The sequence below is a fragment of the Kribbella sp. NPDC056861 genome (genome assembly GCF_040687575.1).
GTDB lineage: Bacteria > Actinomycetota > Actinomycetes > Propionibacteriales > Kribbellaceae > Kribbella.
Map to the genome: position 1 here is coordinate 1,411,412 of NZ_JBFBNQ010000001.1, position 19,290 is coordinate 1,430,701.

The 19,290-nt window shown below is 67.9% G+C and carries 21 protein-coding genes; 12 read left to right on the plus strand and 9 right to left on the minus strand.

What is annotated here, in order from left to right; genetic code table 11:
* Nucleotides 1-266: 266 nt before the first annotated feature.
* Nucleotides 267-1,358: a hypothetical protein gene (locus AB0P21_RS06405; protein WP_363694184.1), complete on the plus strand. Its 1,092-nt coding sequence runs from the start codon at nt 267-269 to the stop codon at nt 1,356-1,358.
* 22 nt (nt 1,359-1,380) lie between these two features.
* Here the strand turns inward: AB0P21_RS06405 and trpD are convergent, their stop codons facing one another.
* From trpD to AB0P21_RS06420, 3 genes are read right to left on the minus strand one after another with little or no spacing between them, the layout of a single operon-like run.
* Nucleotides 1,381-2,466: an anthranilate phosphoribosyltransferase gene (gene trpD / locus AB0P21_RS06410; RefSeq protein ID WP_363694185.1), complete on the minus strand. Its 1,086-nt coding sequence runs from the start codon at nt 2,464-2,466 to the stop codon at nt 1,381-1,383.
* Between the two features lie 10 nt (nt 2,467-2,476).
* Nucleotides 2,477-2,893, minus strand: a complete 417-nt coding sequence (locus AB0P21_RS06415) for a hypothetical protein (RefSeq protein ID WP_363694186.1) — start codon at nt 2,891-2,893, stop codon at nt 2,477-2,479.
* Nucleotides 2,894-2,950: 57 nt separating this feature from the next.
* On the minus strand, nt 2,951-3,868 hold the full coding sequence (locus tag AB0P21_RS06420) for a cytochrome c oxidase assembly protein (RefSeq protein ID WP_363694188.1): 918 nt from the start codon (nt 3,866-3,868) through the stop codon (nt 2,951-2,953).
* Between the two features lie 142 nt (nt 3,869-4,010).
* Between AB0P21_RS06420 and AB0P21_RS06425 the strand changes: the two genes are divergently transcribed.
* Genes AB0P21_RS06425 through AB0P21_RS06440 form a run of 4 tightly spaced genes read left to right on the plus strand, consistent with a single transcriptional unit; the run spans nt 4,011 to nt 8,204 of the window.
* Nucleotides 4,011-4,613: a heme-copper oxidase subunit III gene (locus AB0P21_RS06425; protein WP_363694432.1), complete on the plus strand. Its 603-nt coding sequence runs from the start codon at nt 4,011-4,013 to the stop codon at nt 4,611-4,613.
* Complete coding sequence (locus AB0P21_RS06430; RefSeq protein ID WP_363694190.1) at nt 4,610-5,476, plus strand: c-type cytochrome; 867 nt, start codon at nt 4,610-4,612, stop codon at nt 5,474-5,476. Before AB0P21_RS06425 ends, AB0P21_RS06430 begins: the two co-directional genes overlap by 4 nt.
* Nucleotides 5,473-6,525 (plus strand): Rieske 2Fe-2S domain-containing protein, encoded by a 1,053-nt coding sequence (locus AB0P21_RS06435; RefSeq protein ID WP_363694191.1) that lies wholly within the window; start codon nt 5,473-5,475, stop codon nt 6,523-6,525. Before AB0P21_RS06430 ends, AB0P21_RS06435 begins: the two co-directional genes overlap by 4 nt.
* A gap of 5 nt (nt 6,526-6,530) precedes the next feature.
* Nucleotides 6,531-8,204: a ubiquinol-cytochrome c reductase cytochrome b subunit gene (locus AB0P21_RS06440; RefSeq protein WP_363694192.1), complete on the plus strand. Its 1,674-nt coding sequence runs from the start codon at nt 6,531-6,533 to the stop codon at nt 8,202-8,204.
* 54 nt (nt 8,205-8,258) lie between these two features.
* Here AB0P21_RS06440 and AB0P21_RS06445 read toward each other — a convergent pair whose 3' ends face one another.
* On the minus strand, nt 8,259-8,720 hold the full coding sequence (locus AB0P21_RS06445) for a MarR family transcriptional regulator (RefSeq protein ID WP_363694194.1): 462 nt from the start codon (nt 8,718-8,720) through the stop codon (nt 8,259-8,261).
* Nucleotides 8,721-8,760: 40 nt separating this feature from the next.
* Between AB0P21_RS06445 and AB0P21_RS06450 the strand changes: the two genes are divergently transcribed.
* The 3 genes from AB0P21_RS06450 to AB0P21_RS06460 are packed head-to-tail and all read left to right on the plus strand — an operon-like array spanning nt 8,761 to nt 11,160.
* Nucleotides 8,761-9,585: an alpha/beta fold hydrolase gene (locus AB0P21_RS06450; protein WP_363694196.1), complete on the plus strand. Its 825-nt coding sequence runs from the start codon at nt 8,761-8,763 to the stop codon at nt 9,583-9,585.
* A gap of 55 nt (nt 9,586-9,640) precedes the next feature.
* The gene (locus AB0P21_RS06455; RefSeq protein WP_363694198.1) at nt 9,641-10,243 is read left to right on the plus strand and encodes a dihydrofolate reductase family protein; all 603 of its coding nucleotides are present in this window, start codon (nt 9,641-9,643) and stop codon (nt 10,241-10,243) included.
* Nucleotides 10,240-11,160 carry an NAD(P)-dependent oxidoreductase gene (locus tag AB0P21_RS06460; protein ID WP_363694199.1) on the plus strand — a complete coding sequence of 307 codons (921 nt, stop codon included), beginning with the start codon at nt 10,240-10,242 and terminating at the stop codon, nt 11,158-11,160. Before AB0P21_RS06455 ends, AB0P21_RS06460 begins: the two co-directional genes overlap by 4 nt.
* A gap of 240 nt (nt 11,161-11,400) precedes the next feature.
* On the opposite strand, the gene AB0P21_RS06465 is transcribed toward AB0P21_RS06460, so the two are convergent.
* From AB0P21_RS06465 to coxB, 4 genes are all read right to left on the minus strand, one after another.
* Nucleotides 11,401-12,654, minus strand: coding sequence for an Ig-like domain-containing protein (locus AB0P21_RS06465; protein ID WP_363694201.1), 1,254 nt, complete (start codon nt 12,652-12,654; stop codon nt 11,401-11,403).
* A 155-nt stretch (nt 12,655-12,809) separates the two neighbouring features.
* On the minus strand, nt 12,810-13,205 hold the full coding sequence (locus AB0P21_RS06470) for a cytochrome c oxidase subunit 4 (RefSeq protein WP_363694203.1): 396 nt from the start codon (nt 13,203-13,205) through the stop codon (nt 12,810-12,812).
* Nucleotides 13,202-14,980, minus strand: a complete 1,779-nt coding sequence (gene ctaD / locus AB0P21_RS06475) for a cytochrome c oxidase subunit I (RefSeq protein ID WP_363694205.1) — start codon at nt 14,978-14,980, stop codon at nt 13,202-13,204. Before ctaD ends, AB0P21_RS06470 begins: the two co-directional genes overlap by 4 nt.
* Nucleotides 14,977-15,876, minus strand: coding sequence for a cytochrome c oxidase subunit II (coxB, locus tag AB0P21_RS06480; protein WP_363694206.1), 900 nt, complete (start codon nt 15,874-15,876; stop codon nt 14,977-14,979). Before coxB ends, ctaD begins: the two co-directional genes overlap by 4 nt.
* Before the next feature lie 94 nt (nt 15,877-15,970).
* Here coxB and AB0P21_RS06485 point away from each other — a divergent pair, with 94 nt between their 5' ends.
* Both AB0P21_RS06485 and AB0P21_RS06490 read left to right on the plus strand, forming a co-directional pair.
* Nucleotides 15,971-17,098: an aminotransferase class V-fold PLP-dependent enzyme gene (locus AB0P21_RS06485; protein WP_363694208.1), complete on the plus strand. Its 1,128-nt coding sequence runs from the start codon at nt 15,971-15,973 to the stop codon at nt 17,096-17,098.
* Entirely contained in the window at nt 17,095-17,301 is a 207-nt protein-coding gene (locus AB0P21_RS06490) for a sulfurtransferase TusA family protein (RefSeq protein ID WP_363694210.1), read from the plus strand. The genes AB0P21_RS06485 and AB0P21_RS06490 overlap by 4 nt, the downstream gene beginning before the upstream one ends.
* 1 nt (nt 17,302) lies before the next feature.
* Here the strand turns inward: AB0P21_RS06490 and AB0P21_RS06495 are convergent, their stop codons facing one another.
* Entirely contained in the window at nt 17,303-17,896 is a 594-nt protein-coding gene (locus AB0P21_RS06495) for a hypothetical protein (protein WP_363694212.1), read from the minus strand.
* 65 nt (nt 17,897-17,961) lie between these two features.
* Between AB0P21_RS06495 and AB0P21_RS06500 the strand changes: the two genes are divergently transcribed.
* Nucleotides 17,962-18,522 (plus strand): GNAT family protein, encoded by a 561-nt coding sequence (locus AB0P21_RS06500; RefSeq protein ID WP_363694214.1) that lies wholly within the window; start codon nt 17,962-17,964, stop codon nt 18,520-18,522.
* A complete protein-coding gene (locus tag AB0P21_RS06505; RefSeq protein WP_363694216.1) occupies nt 18,519-19,235 on the plus strand; it encodes a Sir2 family NAD-dependent protein deacetylase in 717 nt (238 codons plus the stop codon). Before AB0P21_RS06500 ends, AB0P21_RS06505 begins: the two co-directional genes overlap by 4 nt.
* The last annotated feature ends 55 nt before the right edge of the window (nt 19,236-19,290 follow it).

The window sequence follows — 19,290 nt, forward strand, 5'->3', positions numbered from 1 at the left end:
GCCCGCAGGGACCGGCGCCATATGGGCAGGGTGGCCCGCAGGGACCTGGTGGTCCGCAAGGGCCTGGTCCCCAAGGGCACGGTCCGCAAGGACAGCCGGGGCCGAATGTGCAAGGCGGGCAGCCCGGGCCGTTTGGGCCGGGCGGGCAGTCGGGGCCGTACGGGCAGGGTGGTCAGCGGATGCAGTCCGGGGCGCCTGGTTCGCAGGGATCTCGTCAGGGTGGTCCGCAGGGGCAGCCTGGCGGGTACGGCGTGCAGGGGCAGCCTGTGGATGGCTGGCAAGCGCAGGCGTTGAGCGGTGGACGGGTGCCGCATGAGGGTGGTGGCGACCCGCAGCACGGCGCGCCGCGTGGAGTCGGCGGGGATCCGCGGTACGGAGCGCCGGGTGACGGTGGCCGGGGCTCGCAGTACGGCGTGCCGCGCGACAGTGGCCAGGCCTCGCAGCACGGCGTGCCGCGCGACAGTGGCCAGGCCTCACAGCACGGAGTACCACGTGACGGTGGCTCGCAGTACGGCGTACCGCGCGACGGTGGCCAGGCCTCGCAGTACGGCGTACCGCGTGACGGTGGGGTGCCGTATGGCGGTGGTGACGAGGCCTACGGGATTGTCGATGACGTGCCACCCGGCGGCGACGGCGGCAAAAGCGGCCGACTCGTCGGCCTTGTAGGACTGGTAGTCGGTGCCCTGCTGGTGACCGGGCTCAGCGTCAACTGGATCTGGGACAAGGCTGACGCCGTGACGCCGGTTTCGTTGCCTTCGGCCAATCCGGCGCCGTTGGAGACTGTCAGTCCGTCGGCGGCGCCTACTACGCCTCCGCCGCCGGAGGGGCGGGTGCTGGGGTCCAACATTGTTGCTTTCAACAATGACTCGATGCCGTTGATGACGTCGGCCTGGCGGGACAACGGGAAGGCTGACCGGATCGGGCTGGTAGGCGGGGCTTCTGCCTGGTTGACCGTGCATGAGAAGTACGACGGCAAGAAGGCGAGTTGGGGCAACTATGTTGCCTTTGGTGGGCTCAGCAACAAGGTCAAGTACGTGAACACCCCGGCCGGGCGGAAGGCTGCGACCGTTCAGGCCGCTACTACCGCGATCGTCGAGTTGTACGACGAGAAGGTGCAGTTCATCGGGAAGGCCGCGCATGTGCCGGGGACCGTGGCCGGGCATCCGTCGCATGAGCTCAGCATCAAGGTGGTGGTGAACAAGCCGATGTTGAAGGAGACCTTCTCGACCGTGCTGGTCACCGTGATCGATCGGGGTGACGGCACCGCGGATGTCGCGGTCGCGGACATCGCCGGCAGCACGCCGACCCAGATCACGGACTGGCGGGCCAAGGTCCAGGAGATCAAGATCGGCGGCTGAGCCGGCCAGTAGGAACAGAGAGCTAGGAACGGACCTCGGCGCAGGCGGCGATCCAGCGGTCGAGGACGTTCTTGGCCTCGCCGGAGTCGATCGCCTCGGCCGCGCGGTCCATTCCGCTGCGGATTCGGGCGACCAGTGGGCCGGTGCTGCCCTCGTGCGCGGCCAGCGCCGCGCCCGCGTTCAGCAGTACTACGTCGCGCACCGGTCCGGGCTCGCCGTCCAGCAGCGCCCAGACGACCTTCGCGTTGAACGACGCATCGCCACCCCGCAGCGACTCGGGTGCCGCCGGCGCGATCCCCAGCTCTCGCGGGTCCAGCGTTTCTGGCCCGTCGACGACCCCGCGGCCGACCGTCCACACCTGCGACGTCGTCCGGGTGGTCAGTTCGTCCAGCCCGTCGTCGCCGTGGAAGACCAGCGCGTCGATCCCGCGCCGGGCCAGTACGCCGGCCATCAGCCCGGCCACTCGTCCGTCCCCGACGCCGACGGCCTGCGCCGACGGGTTGCCCGGGTTGGCCAGCGGGCCCAGCAGGTTGAACGTGGTCGGCACCCCGAGCTCACGACGCGGTACTGCGGCATGCCGCAGCGCCGGGTGGAACGCAGGAGCGAAGCAGAACGTGATCCCCGCCCGCTCCCCCACCTCGGCGACCTGCGCAGCAGTGAGGTTGAGCGGGATCCCCAGCTCCTCGAGCACGTCGGCAGCACCACAGGCCGACGAGGCGGCCCGGTTGCCGTGCTTGAGCACCTTCGCTCCGGCGCCGGCCGCGACGATCGCCGACATTGTGGAGATGTTCACAGTGTGGGCCTGGTCACCACCAGTACCGACGACGTCGAGCGTCCGGCCCGGTACTTCGATCCGGGTCGCGAACTCGCGCATGGTCGAGACCATGCCCTCGACCTCGGACACGGTCTCGCCCTTGGAGCGCAGCGCGATCACGAACCCCGCCAGCTGCGCGGGACTGGCAGCGCCGGACAAGATCTGCTCCATCGCCCACGCGGTGGCGGAGGCGTCGAGATCCTCGTGCCGCAGCAGCGGGTTGAGCACCTGCGACCAGGTCAGCGAACGCCCGCCAGGCGTAGTACCGGCGGGTGAATCCAGCGGGGCGGCCACGACGCCGGGATCAGGTCGTCGCGGGCAGCTTGGCGACCCGCTGCCGGAGCAGGTCGGCCGTCGCCTCGGCGAGCCGGATCGGGTCGATCGGGTGCGAGACCGCCGCCTCGGCGCGCGACCAGGTCGCCAGCCAGGCGTCCTGCGGGCGGCCGATCAGCACCAGGATCGGCGGGCACTGGAAGATCTCGTCCTTGAGCTGACGGGCGATTCCCAGGCCACCGGCCGGTACCGCTTCGCCGTCCAGGATGACGAGGTCGATCCCGCCCTTGTCCATCAGCTTGATCACGGCCGGCTCGGTCGCGCACTCGAAGTACTCGATCTCGGGCACGTCCATGGCAGGCCGCTTCCCGAGGGCCAGCCGGACGGACTCCCGCGTGGTGCGGTCGTCGCTGTAGACCAGCACCTTCAGCGGACGCTCTGAGCTCATCGATTCATCCCAAGCTGTGTGTCTGTGACGAGTGGACATGCAACAACACCGCGCATGCTACCGGGGCGGCTGCCCGGCTCTGCGCGCCTGCTCCTCCAACCGGTCGAGTCGGCGGTCCTCACGCTTGGCTTCGCGCTGGGACTGACGCACCCACTGGACGAACAGGACGCCGAAGAAGATCAGCCCGACGATGTCGCCCGACCCCCACAGCAGACCGCCCGCGATGTACTGGTCACGCAGCGGTGACGGTGGCCAGGAGCGGCCGAAGCTGGTGTACCAGTCCTCCGCGATCAGTTTGTTCGCGGACATGATCGTGATGCCGAGGAACGCGTGGAACGGCAGCGTCAGGAAGGTCAGGATCAACCGGAACGGGTAGATCACCCGGCCGGGCACCGGGTCGAGTCCGAGCAGCGGCCAGAAGAACAACGCGCCGACCGCGATGAAGTGCACGTGCAGAAGATCGTGGAGCGCGGTCGAGCGCAGCGTCGCGTCGTACCAGCCGCTGAAGTAGAGCGCCCACGGGCTCAGCACGAACAGGGTGAAGCCGATCATCGGGAAGCAGATCACCTTGGCGAAGCCCGAATGCAACACGGAGAGCAACCATCCGCGGGGTCGCTGCGGAAGGGTGCGGAGGGCAAGCGTCACCGGCGCGCCGAGCGCCATCGCGAGCGGGGTGAGCATCGACAGGATCATGTGCTGCGCCATGTGCACGCTGATCAGCACCGTGTCGTAGGTGCCGAGCGCCGACTGGGTGGCGATCACCGCGCTGCCCAGGCCGAGCCCGACGAAGGCGAAGGTGCGGCCGCGGGACCAGCTGTCACCCCGTGCGCGGAGCCGGTGGACGCCGTACAGATAGAGGGCGCCGACCACGATGATCACCGCGAGTAACACCGGTTCGAAGGTCCAGGCGGTCAGCAGCCTGACCGCGGTGAACGGCTCGATCTGGTCGCCTGGTCCGGCGTGGAGGGGAAGCACTGTCCCACAGTAGAAACAGGAAGTCGCCGACATGCATGGGGGTGGGCGTGCTGTCAGATACCTCGACCGACATAATGACGCCGTGGCCACTGCAACCGCGCTCCCAGCGTCTCGTGAACACGGACACCACGACCGTCCCGACATGGTCAGTGTCGGCACGATCGTCTGGCTCTCGAGCGAACTGATGTTCTTCGCCGCCCTGTTCGCGGCGTACTTCACCATCCGGTCGGTAACGACCGCTGCCGCGGTATCCGGTGCGGAGTCCCTCTGGGACGCGTCCACCGAGATGCTGAACGTGCCGTTCGCGGCCGTGAACACGACGATCCTGGTGCTGTCGTCGGTCACCTGCCAGCTCGGCGTGTTCGCCGCCGAGCACGGCAAGGTCGGCCGGACCGGCGCGATCGGCAACGTTCGCGCCTGGGGCATGCGTGAGTGGTTCATCCTCACCTACCTGATGGGCGCGGTCTTCATCGCCGGTCAGGTGACCGAGTACGCGACCCTGATCCACGAGGGCATGACGATCTCGTCGTCGCCGTACGGGTCGGTGTTCTACCTGACCACCGGGTTCCACGGTCTGCACGTGACCGGCGGTCTCATCGCTTTCGTGTTCGTCCTTGCCAGGACGTACATGGCTCGTAAGTTCACCCACGAACAGGCTGTCTCCGCCATCGTCGTGTCGTACTACTGGCACTTCGTCGATGTGGTCTGGATCGCCCTGTTCGCAACCATCTACCTGCTCAAATGAGTGAGAAGAGACATTCCTTGTCACCGGCGCGCTTCCTCTCCGCGCGACGACGGCACCGGTCAGCCGGCCTCGTCGTGCTCCTGTTCGGCCTCCTGGCGGTGGGTTCCGCGTACGCCGCGTTCGCCCCTGACAACGCGGTGGCGGACAACTCGGCCCAGTCCCAGCAGATCGAAGAGGGCAAGAAGCTCTTCGCGGTCGGCTGCGCGAGCTGCCACGGTCTGAACGCCGAAGGCGGTGGCAACGGCGAGGGCAAGTTCGCCGGGCCGTCGCTGATCGGTGTCGGCGCCGCTGCGGTCGACTTCCAGGTCGGTACCGGCCGGATGCCCGCCATGCAGCCCGGCGCGCAGATCCCCCGCAAGACCCCGTCGTACACGGCGGCCGAGACCGAGGCGCTGGCGGCGTACGTCGCCAGCCTGGCCCCCGGCCCGGCGGTTCCGGCGGCGGACTCGTACGACATCAGCAAGGCCACGGACGAGCAGGTCACCCGCGGTGGCGAGCTGTTCCGGACCAACTGCACGGCGTGCCACAACTTCGCAGGCAAGGGCGGCGCGCTGCCGAACGGCCGCTACGCCCCGTCGCTGATGAACGTCGACCCCAAGCACATCTACGAGGCCATGCTCACCGGCCCGCAGCAGATGCCGGTCTTCTCCGACCAGGTCCTGCAGCCGGACGACAAGCGTGACGTGATCGCGTACCTGCATGCTCTCGAGCAGCAGAAAGACCCCGGTGGCTTCGGCCTCGGCCGGCTCGGCCCGGTCTCCGAGGGTCTGTGGGGCTGGCTGGTCGGTATCGGCCTGCTGGTCGGCGTGGCGGTCTGGATCGGCGCCAAGGGCGTCAAGGCCAAGGGAGCGAAGGCCGAATGAGCGACGAGAAGCAGAACCTGCCCGCGGTCCCCGCGGAGCACGACAACCAGGTGGTGCTGGCCGAACCGATCCCGGACCCGGGTGTCGAGCCGCACGAGCTGCGGATCACCGACATCGATCCGAAGGCCGCCGACCGGGTCGAGCGCCAGGTCGCCACCATGTTCGGGTTGGCCGGCGTGCTCGCGCTCGGCTCGTGCGTGGCGTACTTCGCGATCCCGCGCGACTCGATCCTCGAGTTCGGGCCGCTGACCGGTAACGCCAACAACCTGGTGATCGGTCTGTGCCTCGGCCTGTCGCTGTTCCTGATCGGCGCCGGCGCGATCCAGTGGGCCAAGAAGCTGATGGTCGACACCGAGGTCGCCGAGGACCGGCACGACGCGCACTCCACCCCGCAGCAGAAGACCGAGATCATGGAGGCGTTCCAGCAGGGCGCCGCCGAGTCCGGTTTCGGCCGCCGCAAGCTGATCCGCCGGTCACTGATCGGCGCGATGGGCCTGCTCGGCCTGCCTGCCATCGTGCTGCTGCGCGACCTGGGCCCGCTGCCCGGCCGCAAGCTGTACGACACCATCTGGGCCAAGGGCATCCGGGTCGTCAACGACGTCACGCTGCGCCCGATCAAGCCGTCCGACCTGGTGGTCGGCCAGCTGGTCAACGCGGCGCCGGCCAACCTGGCGCCAATGCAGGAGGAGAGCGGCGTCGAGTACCAGAACGCCAAGGCCAAGGCGGCGGTGATCGTCGTCCGGATCGCTCCGAACGAGATCCGTACCCCGGCCGGCCGCGAGAACTGGGGCATCGACGGCATCCTGTGCTACTCCAAGATCTGCACCCACGTGGGCTGCCCGATCTCGCTGTACGAGCAGACCACGCACCACGTGCTCTGCCCGTGCCACCAGTCGACGTTCGACCTGGCCGACGGCGCCAAGGTGATCTTCGGCCCCGCCGCCCGTCCGCTGCCGCAGCTACCATTGGCCGTGGACGCAGAGGGCTACCTTGTCGCGCAGAGCGGCTTCACCGAGCCGGTCGGCCCGAGCTTCTGGGAACGAGGGTGACAACCGTGTCGGACAAAGACTTTCCCCCACCGGTCAAGTGGGTCGACGACCGCCTGGGCATCGGCAAGCTCGGCAAGAAGAACCTGCGCAAGGTCTTCCCGGACCACTGGTCCTTCATGCTCGGCGAGATCGCGCTCTACAGCTTCATCATCCTGCTGCTGACCGGCGTCTTCCTCACCCTGTGGTTCCGGCCGTCGATGGCCGAGGTCGAGTACCAGGGCTCGTACAGCCTGCTCAAGGGCCTGCACATGTCGGAGGCCTACGCCTCCACCCTGGACATCTCGTTCGATGTCCGCGGCGGTCTGCTGATGCGGCAGATCCACCACTGGGCGGCCGTGCTGTTCGTCGCCTCGATGATGGTTCACCTGCTCCGGATCTTCTTCACCGGCGCGTTCCGCAAGCCGCGTGAGCTGAACTGGGTGATCGGCTTCGGGATGCTGTTCCTCGGCATCATCGAGGGCTTCATCGGCTACGGCCTCCCTGACGACCTGCTCTCCGGTACCGGTCTGCGGATCACCCAGGGCATGATCCAGGCCTCCCCCGTGGTCGGCACGTACATGTCGTTCTTCATCTTCGGCGGCGAGTTCCCCGGTGACGACTTCGTCTCCCGGTTCTTCACCGTGCACGTACTGCTGATCCCCGGGTTGATCCTGGCCCTGGTCACGGCGCACCTGTTCCTGGTCGTGTACCACAAGCACACGCAGTACCCGGGCCCTGGCCGGACCGAGAAGAACGTCGTCGGCTACCCGCTGATGCCGGTCTACATGGCCAAGGCCGGTGGCTTCTTCTTCGTCGTCTTCGGCATCACCGCTCTGATGGGCGCGCTGCTTCAGATCAACCCGGTGTGGCTGTACGGCCCGTACAACCCGGCCGAGGTGACCGCAGGCTCCCAGCCCGACTGGTACATGGGCTGGCTGGAGGGCTCCGTGCGCCTGATGCCTGGCTTCGAGAGTCATTTCTGGGGTGTCACGCTCAGCTGGAACCTGCTGATACCAGCGCTGATCATCCCGCCGGCGTTCGTCACCCTGGTGGCCCTGTATCCGTTCATCGAAGGCTGGATCACCGGCGACAAGCGCGAACACCACCTGCTGGACCGGCCCCGCAACGTGCCGACCCGGACCGGGATCGGCGCCGCGTTCATCACCTTCTACGGCCTGCTCTGGATCGGCGGTGGCAACGACCTGATCGCCACCCACTTCGGGGTCTCGCTGAACAACGTGACCTGGTTCCTGCGGTTCGCGGTCTTCCTCGGCCCGATCTTCGCCTTCTGGGCCACCCGCCGGATCGCGATCTCGCTGCAGCGCGCCGACACCGACCGCATCCTGCACGGCCTGGAGTCCGGCATCATCGTCCGGACCCCCGAGGGCCAGTACTACGAGAAGCACACCCCGATCTCGAACTACGAGGCCTACGCGCTCACCGCCCGGGACCGGGACCTGCCGCTGGAGATCGGCCCGGAAACGGACGACAACGGCGTACGGGCCCCGCGTCGGGCACTGAACAAGGTGCGCGCCAAGCTGTCGGCGTTCTACTTCGCGGACTCGGTGCAGAAGCCGACCGCGGCGGAGATCGAGGAAGCTCACTCGCACGGTCACCACGACGAGCACGAAGCCGTCGAGGGCGTCACCGGGACGGTGGAGCTCGACGAGGGCAGTTCTCGTGAGGTCAACCGGCACTAGGCACTTGGCAGTACGCACGAAGGCCCTGGCGATCCGCCAGGGCCTTCGTGCGTTTCAGAGGGCCTTGCTGACCGAGGTCAGGTAGTCGCTGACGGTGCCGCGCTCCCCCGGCGTGAGCGGAGTTGTCACGCTGACCAAGCGGTTGAGCAGCGGGCCGAAGAAGGTCCAACCGAGCTCCACGGCCTCGTCCGACACCGCGAGGTGTCTGCTGCGGCCGTCTGAGCGGCTTCTGAGCCGTTCGAGGTGGCCTGCGGCCTCCAGGCGGTGAATGACCGCCGTCGTCGCCTGAGAGGTCATTCCGAGCCGCTCAGCCAACCATTTGGGTGTCGCCGGCGCGCCGGCTCGCTCGGCGTCGAGGAGGGCGATCAGGGCGCGGACGTCCGTGGAGTGCAGACCGGTACTGCGCGCGAACTCCCCCACGGCCGCCTCCAGCCGCAGCGCGACCTCGCGGAGCTGATGGATCAGCCCGAGCGCCGCCGCTCGTTCTGGATCGGTGGAACGAACTCCTTCTCGCATGAACCGCAATTTACCTCACTGAGTGAGTTATCGTGCGGGAATGACCGCTGAGTTCTTCGCCGCGTACGACAGCTTGCTCGCCCGCTGGGGCGTGCCGACCGAATCGATCGAGGTCGAGGGTGAGTTCGGGGTCACCCGAGTGAACGCCTGCGGGGCGGTCGATGCCCCTCCCCTGGTCCTGCTTGCCGGGTACGGCGCCGGTGGGTCGCCGGCGTGGTTCGGGGTGGCGCCGCAACTGGCGCAGTACCGGCGGGTGTTCGCGGTTGATCTGGTGGGCGATGCAGGGCGTAGTGCTGGTCGGGTTGGCAGCCAGGCGGAGCTGCACCGGTGGCTTGGTGGCGTACTCGACGGGCTGGGTGTCGAGCGAGCGGACTTCTGCGGACATTCGTACGGCGCCTGGGTCTCGCTCAGCTATGCGTTGCAGTCGCCGGGGCGCGTCGGGAAGCTCGCCTTGCTGGACCCCACGGATTGCTTCACCGGTCTGAGCCCCTCGTACATCGCTCGCGCGCTGCCGATGCTTCTGCGGCCGACCCCGGAACGCGTCCGGTCCTTTCTCCGGTGGGAGACACGCGGCATCTACGTTGATCCCGACTGGCTTGATCTTGCCGCGCTGGCGGCTGAGTTCCCCGCGGCCGGGCCGGTGCGGCCGCGACGGCCTGACCTGAAGTCGCAGGACCTCGAGGCCGAACTGCTGGTCGTCGTCGCCGGTCGGAGCCGGACTCATGATCCTGAGCGACTCATCCGTCGGATGGGCGCTTCGGCGCCGCAGGCGAGGGTCGTGCGGCTTCCCGCAGCGAGTCATCACTCGATCCCGGCTGGTCATGCCGAGGAGCTGGCGGGGACGCTGGAGAAGTTCCTCCGGTGATCCGGTGCGCGATTTGTTCAAGAACCGATCGCCGACCGCCCGTAGGTTCGCCTGCGTGACAGCGATCAGCAAGGTCTTCAGCGCCCTTTCCGTGTCGGTCGACGGGTACATCACCGGCCGCGATCCGAGTGCCGGCCGCGGGCTCGGTGACGCGTCGATGCTGTTCGACTGGTACTTCGACGGCGATACGCCGAGCCAGGTGTTCGACGGATTCAAGCTGAGCGAGCCGAGCGCCCGGGTCTTCGACACAGCTGCCGCACGGGTCGGCGTCAGCCTGGTCGGCCGGAACACCTACGACGACTCCGGCTGGGTCAACGGCGGTACTCCGCACCCGAACGCGCCGCTGGTCCTGCTCAGCCATCGCGCCGTACCGGAGACGCGAGACCGGCAGACGCTGGTCACCACCGGGATCGAGGACGCGGTCGCGGCCGCCCGGGAGCTGGCCGGTGACAAGGACGTCGCGCTGATGGGCGGCGGCGTGGTGACGGCTGCGCTCGCGGCTGGTCTGGTCGACGAGCTGATCCTGCATCAGATCCCGGTTCTGCTCGGGGCCGGGCGACCGTTCTTCCAGTCGCTGCCTGAGCACGTCCAGCTCCGGCTGATCGACGCGGTCCCGGCGCCCGGCGTGACGCACCTGCACTACGAGGTGGTCCGATGATCCTCGTCACCGGCGGGCTGGGCATGATCGGCGCCCACACGGCGCGGGCCTTGGTCGACCTCGGACATGAGGTGGTCGTCACCTCCCACCGCCAGACGGAGCTCCCGTCGTTCCTGACCGGCAAAGTTGTGGTCGAGTCCCTCGATGTGACCAATCCGGACGCCTTCCTCGCCCTCGGCGATCGGCACGAGATCAGCGACATCGTGCACCTCGCCGGCAGCATCCCTGGCGACGATCCGATCGACTTCTTCCGTACGGACCTCACGGGCCTGCTCAACGCGCTGGCCGCCGCCCGTGCCTGGGGCGTACGCCGGTTTGCCGTCGCCAGCAGTCTCGGCGTCTACACCGGACGCAGCGAGATCCCCTGGCACGAAGAGCTCTCCCTGCCGACTGCTGACCTGCCACACCCGATCGTCGCGTTCAAGAAAGCTGCCGAGCCGCTGACGCTGAACGCTCTCCAAGGCAGTGGCGTGCAGCCCGTGCTGCTCAGGATCGGGAGCGTTTGGGGCCCGCTGATGGACCCGGACTCGCCGTTCAACCCGATCCCGCCGTACATCAGCTCGGTACTGCGCGGCGAGACGCCGCGGGCGTTGTATTCGGATGACGGGGGCGACCTCTGCTACGCACCAGACGCCGGGCGGGCGATCGCGCTGCTGATGGATGCGGACGAGCTCCGGCATTCCACCTACAACGTGTCGAGCGGGCGAGCCGCCACGAACGGTGAACTGGTGGAGGCTGTCCGGGCGGTTGTGCCGGAGTCTCATGTGGAGTTGCTGCCTGGGCGGGAGAACGGCGCGGGGGTTGATCCGTACGTCGATATCACGCGGCTCACTGCGGAGACGGGCTTCGAGCCTGCTTTCGATGTCGCGGCGGCGGTGGCCGACTATGTCGGTTGGCGCGGAGAGAACAGGCGCTGAGAGGGTGCTCGCGGGGGCGGGAGCTGGTGTGGGTGCGCCCGTGGGGCGGCAGGAACAGCAGCTGGCTCGTAGTCGGCATTCGGGCTGCCACCAGCGTGGTCGCGCTCGCGCGACGGAGGAGCGTCTGGGGCGGGTGGGAGCTGGCACCGGAGTGAGCGACGCAGGAGCGAGCGGGGCGCTGGCGTGGGGAAACAGCAGCCGCCCGGATCCAAAGGATCCGGGCGGCTGGAGATGCTGAGGTCAGGCGAGCGCCGAGCCTGCCTTGTACTTCGCCCAGGTCTCGTTCCAGTCGGTCCAGCCGTTGCCCGGCTCCATGCCGCGCGTCGTGCCGGTGACCACGACAGGATCCCCGCGCAGCGTCTGCGAGAAGTACCACTGGCCGTCCTTCAGTGACATGCCGACGCAGCCGTGGCTGACGTTGTCGCGGCCTTGCGCGCCACCTGACCACGGGGCGCCGTGGATGAACTCGCCCGAGCTCGTGACCCGCTGGGCCCACTTCACGTCGTGGATGTCGTAGTACTCCGGGTCGCCGGGCTTGATGCCGACGGTCCGGGCGTCCATCCGCTTGGTGGCGTACTTCTCCATGATCACCTTGGTGCCGCTGCGGGTGGTGAAGCCGTCCTTGCCCGCGGTGATCGGGATGGTGCGGGCCAGTTTGCCGTTGATGACGACCGTCATCGTGTGCTTCTTGACGTCGACCTTGGTGACCACCGACTTGCCGATGGCGAAGTCGATCTTGCGGCTGGCGGTGCCCCAGACGCTGCCGCCGGCGTTGACTCCCTGGGTGGCGATGTCGACCGAGACCTTGACGCCGGCCGGCCAGTACGTCTTCGGGCGGTAGTTGACCTGCTTGCTGTTCAGCCAGTGCCAGGTGCCCTCGACCGGGACCGAGGTGGTCACCTTGAGGCGCTTCTCGACCGCGGCCCGGTCGGTGACCGGGTTGTTCCAGAAGATCTGCACCGGCATCGCGACGCCGACCGTCTCGCCGTTCAGCGGGGAGACCGAGGCCTTCAGGCTCTTGGTCGCGGCCAGCGTCTTGAAGTTCGAGGTGATCGGGACGCTGTTGCCGTCGCTGCCCTTCGCCGTACCGGTCAGCGTGTACTTCGCGCCGGGCTTCAGCGACGGCTCCGACGTCCACACCGACTTGTTGTCGTTGAGGCTGCCGTCGACCTTGCCGCCGTTGGAGTCCTTCAGCGTCACGTCGGACAGCTCGCCGCCGTCGCTCGTGACGGTGACCGGCTTGTCCGGGCGGACCGCGGAGGCGCCCTTGGCCGGCACGACCTGGACGTTCGCCGCGGCCGGGTCGCCGGTGGGCGTCGCGCTGGGCGTCTCCGAAGTACCGGGCGTGTTCGAGCTGGTGGTGCTACCGGGCGAGTTACCGGTGGACGGAGCTGGATCGGCCGCCTTCGTGTCGCTGCAGGCGGTGCCGACCAGCAGCATCGCGCAGATCCCCGCCACGGCAAGGCCGTGCTTCCGGACCGTACTACTCAACACCTGAGCTCCCCTGTGTAACGATCGGCAACCGCGCCAGCCTAGCTCGCCGGTCGGACATACCCACGCACTGAGAACGTCACCAGTACGGCGGAGCCATGCTGGCCCCGCTGTACTGATGACGTCCGGACAACCGAAAAAGTTGGCGCGCGCAGCGACTAGTGAGCGTGGTCACCACGGTAGTACTCGAACACCCAGCCACTCAGCGTGACGATGCCGATCGCGGCGCCGGCGATGAACAGCCACCAGCCGAAGACCAGGCCGAGCACGATCACCGACAGCGTCAGCGCGCACCACAGCGGCCACCACGAGTACGGCGGGAAGAACCCCAGCTCGCCGGCGCCGTCGGCGATCTCAGCTTCCTTGCGGTCCTCCGGCCGGGCGTCCATCCGGCGGCCGGTGATGGCCAGGTAGTAGGCCACCAGCAGCGACAAGAAAAACGTCATCACCAGTGCGGTGGTGCCGGTCGGATCCTCGGACATGATCCAGTAGATCGGCGTCACGATCAGGACGAACAGCGTCAGGATGCCGAAGACCCAGGCCTCCGCTTTCATGCCTTACCCTCTCCGTCCACGCCGGTACCGTTCGCGATGTTGCGTTCCAGGTTCTCGACCCGGCCCTGGTCCTCGCCGGCGTCCAGCAGGTTGTCCTTGCCGGCGCCGCTGTCCGGGTACTCCGCCATCGCGATCTCCGGGTGGTGCAGGTCGAACGCGGGGCTCTCCGACCGGATCCGGGGCAGGCTGACGAAGTTGTGCCGCGGCGGCGGGGAGCTGGTCGCCCACTCGAGCGAGCGGCCCCAGCCCCACGGGTCGTCGACGCCGACCAGTGGCGCCTTGCGCGACTTGTAGACGTTGTAGAAGAACGGCAGCATCGACAGGCCGAGCACGAAGGCGCCGACGCTCGAGACCTCGTTCAGCGTGGTGAAGCCCTCGTTCGCCCCGTACGACGCGTAGCGCCGCGGCATCCCCTCGACGCCCAGCCAGTGCTGCACCAGGAAGGTCGTGTGGAAGCCGATGAACAGCAGCCAGAAGTGCAGCTTGCCGAGCTTCTCGTCCAGCATCCGGCCGGTCATCTTCGGCCACCAGAAGTAGAAGCCCGCGAACATCGCGAACACCACGGTGCCGAACACCACGTAGTGGAAGTGCGCCACCACGAAGTACGAGTCGGACAGCTGGTAGTCCAGCGCCGGCGACGCCAGGATGACGCCGGTCAGGCCGCCGAACAGGAAGGTGGTGAGGAAGCCGACCGACCACAGCATCGGGGTGTCGAACGACACCGAGCCGCCCCACATGGTGCCGATCCAGTTGAAGAACTTCACCCCGGTGGGCACCGCGATCAGGAACGTCATGAAGGAGAAGAACGGCAGGTTCACCGCCCCGGTGACGAACATGTGGTGCGCCCACACCGCCACCGAGAGGACCGCGATCCACAGCGTCGCACCGACCAGGCCGATGTAGCCGAAGACCGGCTTGCGGCTGAAGACCGGCAGGATCTCGGTGATGATGCCGAAGAACGGCAGCGCGATGATGTAGACCTCGGGATGCCCGAAGAACCAGAACAGGTGTTGCCACAGCAGTGGCCCGCCGTTCGCGGCGTCGAAGACGTGAGCCCCCAAGGCTCGATCCGCCTCCAGCATCAGCAGCGCCCCGGCCAGGATCGGGAACGCGATCAGCACGAGGATCGAGGTGACCAGGATGTTCCAGGTGAAGATCGGCATCCGGAACATCGTCATACCCGGGGCGCGCATCGTGATGATCGTCGTCACGAAGTTCACCGCACCGAGGATGGTGCCCAGACCGGCCATCCACAGACCCATGATCCACAGGTCACCGCCGACGCCCGGCGAACGGACCGCGTTCGACAGCGGCGCGTAGGCGAACCAGCCGAAGTCGGCCGCGCCACCGGGGGTGAAGAAGCCGGAGATGGTGATCAGGCCACCGAACAGGAACAGCCAGAAGCTGAACATGTTGAGCCGCGGGAACGCGACGTCGGGGGCGCCGATCTGGACCGGCATGATCACGTTCGCGAAGCCGACGAACAGCGGGGTCGCGAACAGCAGCAGCATGATCGTGCCGTGCATGGTGAAGAGCTGGTTGTAGACCTCTTCGTTCACGATCTGCAGACCCGGCTTGGCCAGCTCGGCCCGGATCAGCAGCGCCATCACGCCGCCGATCAGGAAGAACGCGAACGAGGTGATCAGGTACAGATGACCGATCAGCTTGTGGTCGGTGGTGGTCAGCCACTTGACCGCGATCGCGCCCTTGCTGCGCCGCCTGGGCAGCGCGGTCGAGGCACCGATGGCGCCCGAGCGCTCGGCGAAGTCGGTCACTTCTCGCCCTCCTGCTCCCCGTGGCCGGGGATGGTGGTCGCGTCCTGACCACCGGTCGCGGCGCCGGTCTGGCCCTTGGCGGCCAGTTCCCGAAGGTGCGCCTGGTACTCGTCGGGCGTGACCACCTTGACGGTGAACACCATCCGGCTGTGGTACAGACCGCACAGCTCCGCGCACTTGCCCGCGAAGGTGCCGGTCTTGGTCGGGGTCAGCTCGAGCTTGTTGGTGCGGCCCGGGATGACGTCCAGCTTGAAGTAGAAGGCCGGCACCCAGAAGGAGTGGATGACGTCCGGCGAGGTCAGGTCGAAGTGCACCGACTCGTTCAGCGGGAGCCACAGCACCGCGGGCTTGTCCAGCGTGCCGGTCTCCCAGACGCCTTCGTTGCCGTCGACGGTGTCCTTGTAGTTGAAGGTCCACTGCCACTGCTGCCCGACCACGTTGATCGTGTGCGACGGGTTGTCCGACATCGCGGTGATCCGGTTGCCGTGCTCGACGGTGTAGAAGAAGAGCACGCCGATGATCGCGAAGGGCGCCAGCGTGTAGAGCACCTCGAGCGGCAGGTTGTAGCGCGTCTGCCGCGGGGCGTCCTCGTTGCGCCGGCGGAACCGCACCGACGCGTACAGGATCAGGCCCCAGGTGAGCACACCGATGACCAGCGCGGCGATCCACGCGCCGATCCACAGACTCCGCATCGCTTCGGTGCGGTCGGACGCGCCCTCGGGCAGGCCGAGTCGTTTCCACTGCTCGGTGGTTTCCGACGAGCAGCCGGCCAGCACCAAGGTGCCTACCGCTACTGACGTCGCCACCAGCAGGCGTCGCTTCGCCGGACGTACCGCGGCGCGGGCCTTCTTCAGACCTGCTGCGCGCGCCACTCCGGGCGTGCCGTTCGAACCCACGGGGCGCCTTTCCCTTCCCAGGTGAGACTGACGACAGAACACTACTGGACACCTCCCCGCGTTCTGCGCATAGGTAGGGCTTAGCGTTTCCGGTGTGATCAACCGTGCATACCTCGACGCCGCGACAGCGGAACCGCTGCATCCCGCGGCGAGGGAGGTGTTGCTGTCGGCACTGGATTCCGGGTGGGCCGATCCGGCCCGTTTGCACCACGAGGGACGGACCGCCAGGCTGCTGCTCGACAACGCCCGCGCGGTGCTGGCCGAAGGCCTCGGAGTACGGCCTGACGAGCTGTTCCTGACCACCTCGGGGACGGCCGCGATCCACTCCGGACTGGTCGCCATGCTGGCCGGCCGGCGGCGGATCGGCGATGTCGTCGTCCACTCGGCGGTCGAGCACTCCGCAGTACTGCATGCCGCGGCCAAAGCCGGTACTGCGTACGAAGTCCCCGTCGACAGCCAGGGACGAGTCGACCTGGACGCATTCGCGGAGCAGGTCCGGCAACCCGGAGTGGCCGTCGCCGCGCTGCAGTCGGCCAACCACGAGGTCGGGACCAGGCAGCCGATCGGGGAGCTCGCCGAGCTCTGCGCGGCCGCGAAGGTGCCGCTCTTCGTTGACGCAGCAGCTTCCGTCGCGCGCGACGCAGTACCGGCCGGCTGGTCGGCGTTGACTGCGAGCGCGCACAAGTGGGGTGGGCCGGCTGGTGTCGGGCTCCTCGCCGTACGGAAGGGGACGCGGCTGTCGCCCGCCTGGCCTGTGGATGAGCGGGAGGACGGCCTCTCCCCCGGCCACCCCAACGTGCCGGCCGCGCTGGCCGCCGCAGCTGCCCTGCAGGCGAGGCTGCTGGAGGTGGAAAACCTCAACAAGCAGCACCGCGCCTGGATCGACGAGCTGCGCCACCGGGTAGCGGCCGACCTCACGGACGTCGAGGTGGTCGGCGACCCGGACGACCGGCTGCCCCACGTCCTCACCTTCTCCTGCCTGTACGTCGACGGCGAGGCGCTGGTCACCGCCCTGGACGCCGAAGGCTTCTCCGTCTCCAGCGGCTCAGCCTGTACTGCGAGCACCCTCCGCCCGTCCCACGTCCTGGCAGCCATGGGCGTCCTCACCCACGGCAACGTCCGCGTCTCGCTCGGCCGCACCACCACCCACGACGAGATCGACCGCTTTGCCACTGTCCTGCCAGGCATCGTCCAGCGGATCCGCGCGGAGGTAGGAATGTGACCCTCGACTGCCGCGGCATGCTCTGCCCACTCCCGGTGATCAAGCTCGCCCAGGCGTTCCCCCAGCTCGCGCTCGGCGACACCATCACCGTCCTCGCCGACGACCCAGCCGCCGCCACCGACATCCCCGCCTGGTGCCGCATGCGCGCCCAGGAACTCGTCTCCGCCGAAGACGGCCAGTACGTCGTACGCCGCCTGAGTTGAGTCAGCCAGGGAACTGGTTCATCCCGATCACCCGCGTCACATCCGGGCAGGAGTCGGTCTCGGTCTTGCCGCCACCTGGCTCCGCGATACCGACCTTCGCCTGCCACTGCCAGCGCGCCGGAAGCCCCTTCAGCGAGACTGCCGGGAACACCAGGGTGATGGTCGAACCGACGATCTGCACGTCGTCGACGTAGACCGGCAGCTGATCGAATTCCCAGTAGAACTGCTTGAGCTGGCCGGCCCTGTTCGGGCTCAGAAAGTACAGGGTGGAGCGGTCGCCGGAAGCGATGGCATCGAACGTCAGGTAGCCGTTCGCCGGCAGCGCCTTCGCGAGCTTGAAGACGATCGTCAGCCGGTGGCCGTCCCCGGTGATCCGGGTCGAGACGAGATCGACACTCTTCACGTCACCCTGGGGATCGGTGCACCCCGCCGTACCGGTCGCCGCGGCCAGCGCCGGGCCGTCCGTCGCTGGCACGGGCTGGGACAGCACCGGGGTGGTCGGCGCCGTGCTCTGAGCCTGATCCGGAGTGGGATCGCAGGCAGCCAAGGACAGCAGAAGGACGGCGGTCAGCAGCCGTACTCCGAAAGCGGTCATGGCGCAGAGTAGGGCTGCGCGAAAAGGGTTGGCCATCTTTTCGGGCACCGTGCAGGCTTCGGAGCGTGACTGACTTTGCGTTCAAGCCGACGTTGCAGGGTGAGCTGGTAGAGCTGCGGCCGATCACTGAGGACGACTATCCCGCGCTGCAGGTGGCGATGGATGATCCCGAGGTCGCCCGGTTCACGGGGAGTCGTGGGGAGATCGGTGAGGAGGCGGCCCGGAAGTGGTATCGGAGCCGCGGTGAGCAGACCGATCGGCTGGATCTGGCCATCGTGGATCTGGCGAGCGGTGGGGTCGTCGGTGAGGCGGTGCTCAATGAGTGGAGTCCGGAGGACGAGAGCTGCAACTTCCGGATCCTGATCGGCGCGGCCGGCCAGGGGCGGGGGCTCGGGACCGAGGCGACCCGGCTGATCGTCGGGTACGGGTTCGAGCAGCTCGAGCTGCACCGGATCGAGCTGGGCGTCTACGCGTTCAACCCGAGGGCGCAGCGGGCGTACGAGAAGGCCGGTTTCGTCGTCGAGGGTATACGCCGTGACGCGTTGCGCTGGGACGGCGAGTGGGTCGACGAGATCGTGATGTCGGTACTGGCCCCTGACTGGCAGGCGCTACGTTCGGAGGTGTGATCGACGCAGAACGTATCGCCGTACTGACCGGCGCCGGGATCTCGACCGCCTCGGGCATCCCGGACTTCCGCGGTCCGCAGGGCCTGTGGACGAGGAATCCGGCCGCGCAGGCGATGTTCGACATCGACGAGTACGTCACCTCGGCGGCCGTCCGGGCCGAGGCCTGGAAGTTTCGCCGGGTCGCCGCGGCCTGGGACGCCGAGCCCAACGCCGGCCACCGCGCCCTGGTCGAGCTGGAGCGTCAGGGCCGCCTGACCGGCCTGATCACCCAGAACGTCGACGGCCTGCACCAGAAAGCAGGCTCCTCCCCCGCACTGGTCCACGAGCTGCACGGCACCGTCTGGTACGTCGACTGTCTCTCCTGCGGCCGCCAGATCCCAATGGCCGAGGTCACACCCAGACTCGAGGCAGGCGACCCCGATCCGGCCTGCGAGAGCTGCGGCGGCATCCTCAAGTCGGCCACCATCTCGTTCGGCCAGTCGCTGGACCAACAGGTCCTCGACGCCGCCACCGAGGCGACCCGCAAAGCAGAGGTCTTCCTCGCGATCGGCACCTCACTCCAGGTCTACCCGGCCGCCGGTCTCTGCGACCTGGCCCTTAACGCGGGCATCCCCTTGATCATCGTCAACGCCGAGCCCACGCCGTACGACGAAGAAGCGACTCAGCTGATCACCACCCCGATCGAGCAGGCCCTCCCCGCCCTCGTCACCTGACCGCCATCGCAACGCCAGCAGATTTAGCGACGAATCCGCAGAGATATGCCCGACG